The sequence below is a fragment of the Agromyces sp. LHK192 genome (assembly GCF_004006235.1).
Lineage (GTDB): Bacteria > Actinomycetota > Actinomycetes > Actinomycetales > Microbacteriaceae > Agromyces.
The window spans coordinates 231126-244225 of sequence record NZ_CP034753.1 but is presented as its reverse complement, the minus strand read 5'-3'; the positions used below and the strand labels follow the sequence as shown (position 1 = coordinate 244225).

Here is a 13100-nt window from a genome sequence, read left to right as displayed (position 1 = left end):
CATGCTCGATGTCCGACGTCTTCGGCTGCTCGTGGAGCTCAGCCGACGCGGCACGCTCGCCGCCGTCGCCGAAGCGCTCTCGTACAGCCCCTCATCGGTGTCGCAGCAGCTCAGCCTGCTCGAACGCGAAGTCGGCGTGCCGCTGCTCGTGCAGGCCGGCCGCCGCGTGCGGCTGACCCCGCAGGCCGAGGTGCTCGTGAGCCACGCGCAGGCCGTGCTGGATCGGCTCGAGGAGGCCGAGGCCGACGTGGCTCGCTCGCTCACGACCATCGGCGGCACCGTGCGCGTCGCGGCGTTCCAGTCGGCCGCGCACGCCGTCATGCCCCGGGCCCTCACCCTGCTGGCGGCGGAGCATCCGTCGCTGCGCGTCGAGGTGACCGAGCGCGAACCCGAGGCGGGCCTCTTCGACGTCGCCGCGCGCGACTTCGACCTCGTGCTCGCCGAGCAGTACCCGGGACGCACGCGCCAGCTGCATCCCGAGCTGGATCGCCTGCCCCTCGCGGCCGACGCGATCCGCCTCGCGCTGCCGCCGCATCCGGCATCGGGCACCGCGGCGACGGATGCCTCGGAAGCGCTCGCGATCGCCGCGCAGCGCCCCTGGGTGCTCGAGCCGGAGGGTACGGCGTCGCGCGAGTGGGCCGAGCAGCTGTGCCGCGATTCGGGGTTCGAACCCGACGTGCGATTCGAGACCGCCGACCTCATGGCGCACATCAGGTTGATCCGATCGGGCAACGCGGTCGGCCTGCTGCCCGACCTCGTGTGGGCCGGCGAGGAGCCGAGCGTCCTCGTGCTGCCGCTGCCCGGCGACCCGCACCGCGAGGTGTTCTCGTCGGCTCGCCTCGCGAGCATCGGGCGGCCGGGCGTCGTCGCCGTGCGCGACGCGCTGGCCCGCGCGGCCGCCGCACCCGCCCCCTCAGTCGAGTAGGGAGCGAAGCGACCCCCGACCGTCGGTCGAGCAGGGAGCGCAGCGACCCCGACCGTCGGTCGAGTCGGGAGCGCAGCGACCGTATCGAGACCCCGTGCGCGCCTGCACCCGACTAGCCTTCGAACATGAGGGGTATTCGCAGTCTCGCGGTCGCCGCGCTCGCCGTCACCGCCGTCCTCGGGTTCGCCGCGTGCGCCGGGGCATCCCAGACGTCCACGCCGTCGACCAGCTTCCCCGCCGGCCCGACCGGCGATCCGATCACGGAGGCCGACGTCGCCGGAGTCTGGGGCGACGCCGCCGACCCGGGGGCGCCCTCGCTCACGCTCGCCGCCGACGGCACGCTGAGCGGCACCGACGGCTGCAACCGGCTGGTCGGCGAATGGGAACTCGACGACGGCGAGATCGACTTCGGCGACCTCGCGTCGACGAAGATGGCCTGCCAGGAGGTCGACACCTGGCTGAGCGGCGCCGACTCGGCGACGATCACCGAAGACGTGATGACCGTCTACGCCAACGGCCGCATCGAGATCGGCACGCTCGAGCGCACGGGCGACGCCCCGGCAGCGGGCGCGGACGCGACCTCGGGCGGCGACCCCGTGGGCAGTTGGGGCACGGCCGATACGGCGCAGCCGCACCTCGTGCTGGCCGCTGACGGCACCTTCAGCGGCAGCGACGGCTGCAACGCCATGACCGGCCGGTGGGAGATGGACGACGACGGGTCGATCGAGTTCGACGACGTCGCGATGACGGCGAAGGCCTGCTCGGGCATCGACCAGACCCTGAACCGGCTCGACTCGGCGACCGTCTCGGGCGACACCATGACCGTGCTCGGCGACGACGACGTGGTGCTCGCGACCCTGCCCCGGACGGCCTAGGCGGTGTCGGCCCGCTCGTCGGTCACGCCGTCCTCGTCGGACGCACCGCCCTCGTGCATCCACGGGGTGTAGCTGACGCCGACGAGGAGGCCCTCGGGGCTCAGGGTCCGCGAGGTCGTCTGCCCCCACGGCTCCTCGTGCGCCTCGACGAGGATGAGGCATCCCTTCGCCCGCAGCTCGTCGACGGCCGGAGCGACGAGCTCGGGGGCGGCGACGTCGAACTCGATCCACGCCTGCGGCACCGGCACGTGCTCGGGCCACGTCGTCGTGCCGAACGTCGCCTCGGCGGCCTGGTCGAGCGGCCAGATCGCGAAGGCCTTGACGCCGGGCAGTTCCTCGGTGTGGAAGTAGCCGGGCGAGTTCTCGTGGAAGGGGATGCCGAACGCCCCCGCCCAGAAGTCGTGCGACTCGGAGTCGAGTCGGCCGATCGGGCCGAAGCCCGCGACGAATGCGATGTCCATGGGCCGAGTCAACTCCCGCGCACCGACATCCGCCACACTCCCCCGGGTCTCGCTCGCGGTCTCACGCTCGCAGCGCATGAGAATCCGGCCTACGGGTACCCGGGGGCATCCATAGGCCGGATCCTCATGCAGACGGCGTCACCGGCAGGCGACCGGCATCACCAGTAGGCGTCCCGGCGTCACCGCGAGGCGACCCCGCCCCTACTTGCAGCTGCGGGCGTCGTAGGCGGGCTTGTACGTCGAGTACTTGCCCTGCCCGTTGCTCCACGTGTAGCCGGCGACCGTCGCCGTGCCGGCGTCGACCTTCTTGCCGACCTTCCACAGGTAGGTGACGGTTTCACCCGGCGCGACCTTCGTGAACTTCACGGTGCCCTCCGTGCTCGTCAGCCGGATGTCGGCCGGCAGCGCCGCACGGTTCACCGCCGAGACGACGATGTACGCCTTCTCGTCGAGGCACTGCGTGTGCGCCGCGACGTCGAGCGGCACGTCGGGTCCGACGACGATCGCGACGGTACCGCTCCAGGATGCCTCCGCCGAGACGTTGCCCGAGGCATCCGTCGCCCGGGCCAGCACCGTGTGCGCGCCGTTGCCGAGCGTGATCGGCCCGGTCACCGTCTGCCACCCGGCGCCGTCGACGTTCGCCTCGATCGCGGGCGGCGGCGTGTAGTCGTCGGATGCCGTCACCGTCAGGGTCACCTGCGAGGCGTAGGTGCCGCCGGGGCCCGGCGCGGCCGGGTTCGACGCGATCGCGACGGTCGGCACCGTCGTGTCCGCCGGCGGGTAGGAGACGAGCTGCGGCGACGCGAACGAGCCGACCGCCGGTGCGCCCGCGTCGTTGATGATCGCGTTGATGCCGCCGGTGCCGTTGAGCATGACGCTCGTCATCGACTCGAACCGCACGTCGGGCGATTTCGGCGCCTGGATGCCGCTCGCGACCCGGATGTCCTGGCCGCCGTTGATCGTCTGGTCGAAGAACGAGTAGACCCCGAGCCCCTGCGCGAGGTGGCTCGTCACGCCGTCGGCGACGCGGTACGACGCGAAGCCCTTGCGGTCGCCGTCCATGTAGGCGGCCTGCGTGGGCGGGTCGTACGGGATCTCGCTCTGGTAGAAGATCGTGCGTCCGCGCTCGCCGTTCCAGATCACCTGGTTCTTCTGGTAGTGCTCGACGAAGAGTCCGAGCGCGGTCACGTCGTCGCCGTTGACGATGACGCCGTGGTCGCCGGTGTTCGAGTCCCACGCGACGCCGTCGCCGTGGTCGGCACGCCACGCCCAGATGTGGTCGAGCAGCGTCGACGGGCTGTTGACCTCGATCGACGTGGTCGCCCTGCCGGCCCACGGTCCGCCGATGCGGATGAACACGTCGGTCAGCGTGGTCGGGTCGGACGGGTCGGCGACGGATGCCCCGGCGGGGCCCACCTGCACGAGCACGTCGGAGTTCTCGAGACCGGCGTCGACGGTGATGCCCGCGATCTTGACGCCGGCGACATCGCCGACCTCGATGGCGGCCTCGCCCGTGTCGGGCACGAGCGACGCGTAGCCGAGGCCGAGCACGACGGTGTCGGCCCGCTCGATCGCGAGCGGCGCGTCGAGGTGGTAGACGCCAGGAGTCAGCAGCAGGTGCTTGCCGTCGTCGAGCGCGGCGTTGATCTCGGCGGCGCTGTCGCCCTCCTTCGCGACGAAGAAGTCGGCGAGGTCGATCGACTCGCCGGCGGAGGCATCCGTCGACCAGTCGATGCCCCGCGCATCCTGCTTCGCCTTCGGCACGAACACCTTGTAGTCGTCGCCGTCGAGGTAGAGGAACGGCGACTCGCGCACGACCGGCGTCTCGTCGATCGTCGTCTTGTTGCCGGTGCCGCCGTCCGGAAGCGGGCCGAAGTCGGTCGCCGGAGCGCCTTCGACGCCCGAGAACACCATGTTCCAGACGCCGCCCTCCCACTGGCCGACCTCGGAGTTCCGGGTGAACCACTGCTGCTGCGAGCCGGTCACGATCCGGCCGTCGACCTTCGAGTTCGCGAGGTAGCCGCCCGAGGCGTACTCGCCGACCCGGCCGAAGAGCGTGAGCGATCCCTCGATGTTGATGCGGCGCATCGGGGCCGCCTGCGAGACGGCGAAGCGCATCTCGTGCGGCGACGTGATGCCGCTCGGGAACGGACGGTCGGCGTCGACGCCGACGGGCCGCTGGATCGGGTTGAACGTCAGGTTCGACATCGACCGCCAGAACCGCGTGAGCGAGCCCGGCTGCTGGCAGTCCCACGGGTTCGGCTCGCACTGGCGCACGGGCTCGACGTGGATGGCGCCGTTGATGCGCACGTCCTCGGGCGAGGCGCCGAGGCCGGCGACCGCCTGGTAGTAGCCGAGCTCGGAGTTGACGATGCCGGTGGCGTTCAGCGGGTCGTCCTGCCCTGCGGCCGAGCCGTACGTGCCCGGCTTGAAGAAGAACTGGTGCCGGTTCAGGCTGAACTCCGCCTCGTGCGACGCGGCCTGCAGCACGGCGTTGACCTGCTCGACCGACCAGCTCTCGTCGATGATCGTGACGTTCGGGCCGAAGTCGGGCTCTGCGGCGAGCGCGGGCATGGCGGTGATGACGGTGCCTCCGATGGCGAGTGCGGTCACGGCGGCCGCGGCACCGAGGCGGCGACGAGCGCGCCCCGGCGGGTGGTCGGCGATGGTGCGGTGCGACACGAGTTCTCCTTTGAACGGGCCGGGCGGATGCTTCCCGCCGCGGCCGAGCCGATCGTTGCGAGTTGGTGCACGCCCGACGCCGCCTTCGGCGTGGTCGCGGTGCCAACCTATCGGAAACTTACTGACTTGTCAGTAACAATTTTGCGCCTCTCGCGCGCGGGTTCGACACACGCGTGCGACTTCGACCCACGCGTGCGCCTTCGACCCACGCGTGCGCGAAGCAAGCCGCACCGATGGGCGGAACTCGCACGCGAGACCTTGGTCGAGCCATCCCCTCGTCCCGGGCTCGCCCGCTCCCTCCCCCGCGAAAGCTCGGAGGGTGGTACGAAGTCCGGAGGATCCGGGGCGAATCCTCCGAGGCACGTGCGATCCTCCGAAGCTGGAGGGATGTCGGGCGGGCCGGGCGGCGGGCCGCCGGCGGGCCGGCGGTGGGGGCTGGTGGCGTGGGGCGGGGTGGTACGGGCAGCGAGGTCGCGAGGCGCGCGCACGGTTAGCATCGGTGGATGCCCCAGACCCACGACGTCGTGATCGTCGGCGGCGGCCACAACGGCCTGACCGCAGCCGCCTACCTCGCCCGCGCCGGCCTCGACGTGCTGCTGCTCGAACGCAGCGACCACCTCGGCGGCGCCGCCGTCTCCGCGGAGGCGTTCGAGGGCGTCGACGCCCGCCTCTCGCGATACTCCTACCTCGTGAGCCTGCTCCCGAGGCGCATCATCGACGACCTCGGGCTCGACCTCTCGCTCGTGCGGCGACGGTTCTCGTCGTACACGCCCGACCCCGAGCGCCCCGGCCGTGGGCTGCTGATCGATCGCGAGGCCGACGCCGAGGAGGAGCTCGCCGCGTTCGACCGGGTCGATGCGGCGATCGACGCCGACGCGTGGGCGGCGTTCGGCGCCGACACGCTGCGTCTGGCCGAGGCGCTGTTCCCGACGCTGACGGAGCCGCTGCCGACGCGGGACGAGGCGCGCGCGCTCGTCGGCGACGACCGGGTGTGGCGCGAGTTCGTCGAGCAGCCGCTCGGCGAGGCGATCGACTCCCGGTTCTCGAGCGACCTCGTGCGCGGCGTCGTGGCGACCGACGGGCTGATCGGCACGTTCACGAGCCTCGGCGATCCGTCGCTCGACGCGAACCGGTGCTTCCTGTACCACGTCATCGGCGGCGGCACGGGCGACTGGGACGTTCCCGTCGGCGGCATGGGCGCGGTCTCGGGCGAGCTGGCGCGTGCGGCTCGCGAGGCGGGTGCGACGCTCGTGACCGGGGCCGAGGTCTCCGCGGTGGGCGGCGGTGCGGTGGCGTGGGCGACGACGGCCGGCGAGCGCACGGCGACCGCGAGGGTCGTGCTCGCGAACGTCGCACCGGCCGTGCTCGAGCAGCTCGTGGAGGCCGGGCGGGTGCTCGGCGCGGCATCCGGCGGCGCAGCATCCGGCGGCGCGGCACCCGGCGGTGCAGCCGAGACGACGGCGGTCGCGGCGCGCGACCAGCGCGCCTTCGCCGACGACCGCGTCGCCGGCATCCCGCCGGTGGTGCGTCAACGCCTGCGCGACCTCGCCGCGCCCGAGGGCGCGCAGGTCAAGGTGAACCTGCTGCTCACCCGCCTGCCGCGGATGCTCGACCCCGAGGTCGCGCCCGAGCAGGCGTTCGCCGGCACGTTCCACATCAACGAGCTGGCGACGCAGCTCGAGCACGCGCACGCCACCGCGGTCGCGGGTCGCGTGCCCGATCCGCTGCCCTGCGAGATCTACTGCCACACGTTGAGCGACCGGTCGATCCTCGGCCCGGAACTGCGCGACAGCACGGCGCAGACCCTCACCGTGTTCGGCCTGCACGTGCCGCATCGCCTGCTCGAGCGCCACCGCAACGACGACCTCCGCGCCGAGTTGGAGGCTGCCGTGCTCGCGTCCCTCGATTCGGTGCTGGCCGAGCCGATCCGCGACGTGATCATGGCGGATGCCTCGGGCCGGCCCTGCATCGAGGTGAAGACCACGCTCGACCTCGAGGAGGCGCTGCGCATGCCGGGCGGCAACATCTTCCACGGCCCGCTGTCGTGGCCGTGGGCCGAGGCGGGCTCGCCGCTCACGACCCCCGCGGAACGCTGGGGCGTGGCGACGCGGCATCCGGGCGTGCTGCTCTGCGGCTCCGGCGCGGTGCGCGGTGGTGCGGTCAGCGGGATCGGCGGGCACAATGCCGCGATGGCGGCGCTGGAGCTGTTGGGCGGCTGACCGGATCGACGACCGACCGGCTCGGCGACCGAACTCAGCCGAGCACGATCCAGCCGACGCCGACCACCGCGGAGAGGATGCCGAGCACCAGGCTCGGCACGAATCCCTCGGACCGCTTGACGTGCAGCGCGACGGCGACGCCCATGGTGACGGTCAGGGCGAACGCGGCGACCGGGGTCAGCCAGGGCAGGATGCCGGTCGCGGCCGGAAGCACCAGTCCGAGGCCGCCCAGGAGTTCGAGGATGCCGATCGCCTTCAGCTGCGGCGGCGTGACGTCCTCGACCCAGGGCATGTTGCCGGCGAGCGCGGCGTGGGGCCGGAGGGCCTTCATCGTGCCGGCGCCGACGAAGGCGACGGCGAGCAGGCCGGTGAGGATCCAGAGGGCGATGATCATTCGGGTACTCCAAGTTCGTCGATTACGATGAGTGCGTAACGCACGACGGATGATCGTAGGTCATCCCCGCCGCGCACTTCACCGTTCGTCACGCACCTCCGGGTGCGTGACCCCGAAGGAGTCCCGATGCTCAGCACGACGGTCGACGACCCGGTCGACGATTCGACCGACGACACCCGGCGCGCCGCCGCCGAGCTGTTCGGCGGACGCCCCGGCGGGGTCTGCACGACGGCGAACCCCGAGAGCCGGGTCATCCGAGAGGTGCTCTCGCGCGTGGGCGACAAGTGGAGCCTGCTCGTGATCGGCGCGCTGCACGACGGCGCGCTCCGCTTCACGGAACTGCAGCGACGCATCGACGGCATCTCGCACCGCATGCTCACGCAGACGCTGCGCAGCCTCGAACGCGACGGACTCGTGTCGCGCACGGCCTATGCCGAGATCCCGCCCCGCGTCGAGTACTCGGCGACCCCGCTCGGCACCTCGCTGTCGGAGCCGGTGCTCGAACTCGTGCGCTGGGCCGCAGCGCACCACGACGAGATCGACGCCGCACGCGCGGTGTACGACGGCGACGAGCCGACGACCGCCGACACGGACTCGGCGACCGACGAGACGATGCACCGCGCAGGAACGCACCGCGCAGGAACGAACCGCGCAGGCACGAACCGCGCGGCGCCGAACGCCTAGAAGACGGCGGCGCCGAACGCCTAGAAGACGAACGTCTGCCCGAGGATCATCAACGCGATCACGAACAGCACGATGACCGCGCCGATCACGACGAGCGTCTTCGCCGACAGCTTCGCGATGCCGAAGCCGACGAGGAACGGCAGCGCCGCGAGCAGGAGCGTCACGATCCACCAGAACGCCTGGTAGCCGCCCGTCGTCGCCTCCTCGAGGCGCCCGCCGAACAACTGCTGCGTCCGGGGGTTCGTCGCGAACGCGAACGCCGCGGACAGCGGCACCGCGATCAGCGCAGCCACGATCAGTCCGGCCAGCGCACCCCACAGCCCCGACTTGCCCTCGGTGACGTCGAGGGTCTCCTCGTGCGACGCATTCCCACCCTTTGCACTCATGCGCACGACTCTAGCCGTTCGGAGCGGCCCGGGATTAGCCTGAGGTCACAGCGATCAGGGGGGTCGACGATGAACGCGAAACCGACCGGGCACTTCGAACGCAAGGCCGACGGCCTGTACCTCCAGTTCGACCGGCTCTTCCATGCGCCGATCGAGGACGTCTGGTTCAGCCTCACCAATCCGAATGCGCTCAAGGCCTGGATCGGCACGTACACCGGCCGGCCCGAGACCGGCGGCATCCGGTTCCAGATGACGGCCGAGGGCGAGGACGCCCCGTGGGAGAACGTGTCGGTGCTCCAGTGCGAACCGCCGCACCGATTCCACCTCGACGTCGGCATGGAACCCGAGACCTGGCGGCTGCACGCGCACCTCGCTGAGGGCAGCAGCCTGACGACGCTCACCTTCGCGCACCGACTCGCGTCGCCGGCGGATGCCGCGGAGTACGGCCCCGGCTGGGACTACTACCTCGATCGGCTCGCCGCCGCCAGGGCCGGTGCACCGCTGCCCGGGTGGGACGACTACGCCGGGTTCTCGTCGTACTACCGCGCGCTCCACGTCCCGGTCGTCGCCGGCTCGTGAGCGCGGCCGACCGCCTTCGCGCGCGCACCCGGACAGCCCGCGATCGGATCGATCGGACCGGCTCGCTCTTCGCGGACCGCCCGTTCCGTTGGGGATTCATCGTCACCCTGGGCGTACTGCTGGCACTGCTCCTCGCCGTCGCGCTGGTCAACCTGCAGTCGGTCGTGCTGTCGGTCTTCATCGCGGCGTTCGTCGCGCTCGGCCTCGACCCGCTGATCCGGTGGTTCGAGCGCCGCGGGCTCAAGCGCGGCGTCGCGATCGTCGTCGTCATCCTCCTGTTCGTCGCCGTCGTCGTCGGGATCGTGTGGATCGTCATCCCGCCGCTCGTCGCACAGGCGGGCGCCCTGGTGCGCTCCATCCCCGGCATGGTGCAGCAGGTGCAGGATTCGGGCTGGTACGACGATGCGAACGCCGCGACGAACGGGCTGATCGGCAACCTCGTCAGCGGGCTCGAGGACATCATCACCGACCCGAACCTGTGGGCGACGATCGGCGGCGGCGCGCTCGCGTTCGGGGCATCCGTCATCAGTGCCGTCTCGACCGGGTTCTTCGTGGTCGTGCTCTCGATCTACTTCATCGCGACGCTGGATGTCACCAAGCGCGCCTGCTATTCGCTCGTGCGCCATTCGATCCGGCCCCGGGTCGAGGACTACTCCGAGCGCATCATGCAGTCGGTCGGCAAGTACCTGTCGGGCATGGTCGTGCTCGCGTTCATGAACGCGACGTACTCGACGATCCTGCTCGTGATCGTCGGCGTGCCGTTCGCCCTGCTCATCGGCGTGATCGCCCTGTTCGTCACGCTCATCCCGCTGATCGGCACCGTCCTCACGACGATCCTGATGACGATCGTGACGCTCTTCGTCGGGCCGACGCAGGCATTGATCGTGCTCGTGCTGATGCTCATCTACATGCAGGTCGAGGCGTACATCCTCACGCCCAAGGTGATGGGCAAGGCGGTACAGGTTCCGGGAACGATCGTGCTGATCTCGGCGCTCGCGGGCGGCACCCTGCTCGGCCTCCTCGGCGCCCTGGTCGCGATCCCGATCTCGGCGGGCATCCTGCTCATCCTCCGGGAGATCGTGATCCCGCGGCAGCGGCTCAGGTGACCGCCGCCGCGGGACCGCGTCGTCGAACGCTCGGCGCGGCTCAGCCGACCGGCTGCGGTTCGCGGCGCTCCGCGTCGGGTTCGAGGGTGGCGGATGCCGCTCCCCCGCCCTGCGCTTCGGGTGCGACCCGCACGGCCGAACGGCCCGCCGGGAGGAACAGCGCCGCGACGAGCGCGACGGCGAGTGCCGCCGAACCGGTGAGCACCGCGGGCACGGCCGCGTCGACGTAGCCGGTCGGCGTGAGCTCCCCGCCGGCGCCGGTGAAGACCGCGGTGAGCGCGGCGACGCCGAGCGCGACGCCGACCTCGCGCAGGGTCGAGTTCGTGCCGGACGCCTTCGCGTGGTCGGCGTCGGGCATGTTCGCGAGCACGGCGGTCGACATCGGCGCGAACACGAGGCCCATGCCGACGCCGGCGAGCGCGAATGGCGCGACGAGCGCCGAGTAGGCGACGTCGGGGTCGAGCTCGAACGCGAGCCAAGTGAGCGCGATCGCCTGCATGGCGAGGCCCGCGACGATGAGCGTGCGCGTGCCGACGCGCGGCGCGATGAACCCGGCGAGCGGGGCGACGATCATCGGCGCGAGGGTCCACGGCATGGTCTGCACACCGGCTTCGAGCGCGCTCGCGCCCTGCACCACCTGGAGGAACTGGATCAGGATGAACACCGCGCCGAACACGCCGAAGCTGAAGGCGAAGCCGACGACGTTGACCGCCGAGAAGCTGCGGTCGCGGAAGAGCCGCAGGGGCAGCAAGGGAGCCTTCGCGCGGCGCTCCCACAGCACGAAGGCGACGAGCAGCGCCGCACCGACCGCGAGCGCGGCGATCACCTCGACGCTGTCCCAGCCCGCGTCGTTGCCGCGGACGATGCCGTAGACGACCCCGAACGTGCCGAGGCCCGCGAGCGCGACGCCCGGCAGGTCGATCCGCAGGCGTGCGCCGAGGGTGTTCGGAAGGGCCGCGAGCGCGAGCGGCACCGCGACGATGCCGATGGGCACGTTGAGCCAGAAGATGGCCTGCCAGTTCCAGCCCTCGACCACGGCCCCGCCGATGAGGGGCCCGAGTGCGACGCCGAGGCCGGCGACGCCGCCCCAGATGCCGATCGCGGCCGGGCGGAGCCGCGCGGGCACGGCGCCCGCGAGGAGTGTCAGGGAGAGCGGCATGATGCCCGCCGCCCCGACGCCCTGGATCGCGCGGCTCGCGATAACCATCCACGACTCGGTGCTGAGGGCCACGAGTGCGCTGGCGACGGTGAAGACGGCGATGCCGCCGAGGAAGACGGTGCGGCGGCCGATCCGGTCGCCGAGGGCGGCCGCGGCGAGGATGAACGACGCGAAGGCGAGCGTGAAGGCGTTCACGTACCACTGCAGTTCCTCGATCGAGGCGCCGAGGTCGGCGCGCATCGCGGGCAGCGCGTTCGTGATGACGAGGTTGTCGAGGGTCGCCATGAACATCGGCAGCGAGGCTGCGACGACGGCGAGCCACACCGGGATGCGGCGGGCGGTGGTGGTCATGCGAGCTCCAGTCACGAGTGGTGGTAATCGACTGATTACTTCAGACTCGGGTCACTGTAGTAATCGACTGATAACATGTCAACCATGGATGCACCCAGATCCGACCGCATCGCCGCGACGGAACGCCGCGAGCAGATCCTCGAGGCCGCGACCGGCGTCTTCGGCGAACTCGGCTACAACGGCGCGACCACCGACAAGGTCGCCCGCGCCGCCGGCATCAGCCAGCCCTACGTCGTCCGACTCTTCGGCACCAAGGAGCAGCTCTTCATCGAGGTGCTCGATCGCACCGCCGACCTGATCCTCGCCGGATTCGACCGGGCGATCGCCGAGAGCGACGACGAGGCGACGCTGCGCGCCCGGGTCGGGTCCTCGTACGTCGAGACCATCGAGACCGACCGCGGCATCATGCTGGCGCTCATGCAGGGCTTCATCCTCGGGCACGACCCGGCGATCGGTCCGGTCGCGCGACGCGGATTCATGCGCATCTACGACCGGCTGCGCGACGTGCTCCCGCCCGAGGAGGCGATGCAGTTCCTCGCGCAGGGCATGCTCATCAACACGCTGATGGCGTCGGGCCTGATGGGGCTCGTCCGCCAGGACAACGTCGACGAACTGCTCGCGTGCACCTTCGGCGACAAGCTCGGCACCGTGCTCGAGCACGTCACGCGCGAGACCGCCTGACCCGGCCCGGCACGCGGGGCGGCGGCGTCAGCTCCAGACCGACGGCGCCTCAGCGCGGGTCGGCGGCAGTGCGACGTCCTCGCCCCAGCGGTGGATCCACTCGGGCAGCTCGCGCGCGCCCTCGGCGCCGAACGCCTCGACGAGCTCGGGGATCGGCACGACGCCGCCCGACTTCCGCAGGAAGCGCCCGCGGATGAGCCCCTGGGCGTAGATCTCGGGCTTCCCGTCCGCACCGGGCCGTACGAAGCGCTGCTCGACGTAGACGGCCTTGTCGTCGAACCCGAGCACCTTCGTCTCGATCGTGAACCGCTGCCACAACGACAGCGACTTCCGGAACGTGATCGTCTCGCTCGCGACCACCGGGTACCAGCCCTGGTCGAGCATGACCTTCCAGAGGCCGTTCCGCACGAGCATGTCGAACCGCGCGACATCCATGATCGAGTAGTACACGCCGTTGTTCATGTGCCGGTTGATGTCGAGATCGGTCGGCAGCGTGATGAACCGAGTGCGCGCGACGTCCCAGTGGCCGAGGTCCGGCTTGCGGCGCGACAGGAAGAGCACGTGCAACAGCGTGCGGAACAACATGTGCATGGATGCC

At 71.2% G+C, this 13100-nt stretch carries 13 protein-coding genes; 7 read left to right on the top strand and 6 right to left on the bottom strand.

From position 1 onward, the window contains the following. The first annotated feature begins 1 nt into the window (after nucleotide 1). Complete coding sequence (locus tag ELQ40_RS01160) at nucleotides 2–925, top strand: LysR family transcriptional regulator (protein WP_127792023.1); 924 nt, start codon at nucleotides 2–4, stop codon at nucleotides 923–925. Nucleotides 926–1050: 125 nt separating this feature from the next. After that, nucleotides 1051–1800 carry an META domain-containing protein gene (locus tag ELQ40_RS18895; RefSeq protein WP_205649404.1) on the top strand — a complete coding sequence of 250 codons (750 nt, stop codon included), beginning with the start codon at nucleotides 1051–1053 and terminating at the stop codon, nucleotides 1798–1800. Here the strand turns inward: ELQ40_RS18895 and ELQ40_RS01150 are convergent. Together ELQ40_RS01150 and ELQ40_RS01145 are read right to left on the bottom strand one after the other, a co-directional pair. Further along, nucleotides 1797–2261, bottom strand: a complete 465-nt coding sequence (locus ELQ40_RS01150; protein ID WP_127792022.1) for a glyoxalase — start codon at nucleotides 2259–2261, stop codon at nucleotides 1797–1799. The genes ELQ40_RS18895 and ELQ40_RS01150 overlap by 4 nt on opposite strands. Before the next feature lie 201 nt (nucleotides 2262–2462). After that, a complete protein-coding gene (locus ELQ40_RS01145) occupies nucleotides 2463–4943 on the bottom strand; it encodes an adenylyl cyclase (protein ID WP_205649403.1) in 2481 nt (826 codons plus the stop codon). 503 nt (nucleotides 4944–5446) lie between these two features. Between ELQ40_RS01145 and ELQ40_RS01140 the strand changes: the two genes are divergently transcribed. Beyond that, the gene (locus ELQ40_RS01140) at nucleotides 5447–7162 is read left to right on the top strand and encodes an NAD(P)/FAD-dependent oxidoreductase (protein WP_127792021.1); all 1716 of its coding nucleotides are present in this window, start codon (nucleotides 5447–5449) and stop codon (nucleotides 7160–7162) included. A 34-nt stretch (nucleotides 7163–7196) separates the two neighbouring features. Here ELQ40_RS01140 and ELQ40_RS01135 read toward each other — a convergent pair whose 3' ends face one another. Next, the gene (locus ELQ40_RS01135) at nucleotides 7197–7556 is read right to left on the bottom strand and encodes a DoxX family protein (protein ID WP_127792020.1); all 360 of its coding nucleotides are present in this window, start codon (nucleotides 7554–7556) and stop codon (nucleotides 7197–7199) included. Between the two features lie 126 nt (nucleotides 7557–7682). Between ELQ40_RS01135 and ELQ40_RS19355 the strand changes: the two genes are divergently transcribed. After that, a complete protein-coding gene (locus tag ELQ40_RS19355) occupies nucleotides 7683–8240 on the top strand; it encodes a helix-turn-helix domain-containing protein (protein ID WP_127792019.1) in 558 nt (185 codons plus the stop codon). Nucleotides 8241–8260: 20 nt separating this feature from the next. Here ELQ40_RS19355 and ELQ40_RS01125 read toward each other — a convergent pair whose 3' ends face one another. After that, complete coding sequence (locus tag ELQ40_RS01125; RefSeq protein WP_127792018.1) at nucleotides 8261–8626, bottom strand: hypothetical protein; 366 nt, start codon at nucleotides 8624–8626, stop codon at nucleotides 8261–8263. A 69-nt stretch (nucleotides 8627–8695) separates the two neighbouring features. Between ELQ40_RS01125 and ELQ40_RS01120 the strand changes: the two genes are divergently transcribed. After that, entirely contained in the window at nucleotides 8696–9205 is a 510-nt protein-coding gene (locus ELQ40_RS01120; RefSeq protein WP_127792017.1) for an SRPBCC family protein, read from the top strand. Beyond that, nucleotides 9202–10311, top strand: a complete 1110-nt coding sequence (locus tag ELQ40_RS01115; protein ID WP_164863435.1) for an AI-2E family transporter — start codon at nucleotides 9202–9204, stop codon at nucleotides 10309–10311. The genes ELQ40_RS01120 and ELQ40_RS01115 overlap by 4 nt, the downstream gene beginning before the upstream one ends. A 40-nt stretch (nucleotides 10312–10351) precedes the next feature. Here ELQ40_RS01115 and ELQ40_RS01110 read toward each other — a convergent pair whose 3' ends face one another. Then, nucleotides 10352–11821 (bottom strand): DHA2 family efflux MFS transporter permease subunit, encoded by a 1470-nt coding sequence (locus ELQ40_RS01110; protein WP_127792015.1) that lies wholly within the window; start codon nucleotides 11819–11821, stop codon nucleotides 10352–10354. 84 nt (nucleotides 11822–11905) lie between these two features. On the opposite strand from ELQ40_RS01110, the gene ELQ40_RS01105 reads away from it, so the two are divergent. Then, nucleotides 11906–12502 (top strand): TetR/AcrR family transcriptional regulator, encoded by a 597-nt coding sequence (locus ELQ40_RS01105; protein ID WP_127792014.1) that lies wholly within the window; start codon nucleotides 11906–11908, stop codon nucleotides 12500–12502. Between the two features lie 27 nt (nucleotides 12503–12529). Here ELQ40_RS01105 and ELQ40_RS01100 read toward each other — a convergent pair whose 3' ends face one another. After that, on the bottom strand, nucleotides 12530–13093 hold the full coding sequence (locus ELQ40_RS01100) for a thioesterase family protein (protein ID WP_127792013.1): 564 nt from the start codon (nucleotides 13091–13093) through the stop codon (nucleotides 12530–12532). Nucleotides 13094–13100: the final 7 nt, after the last annotated feature.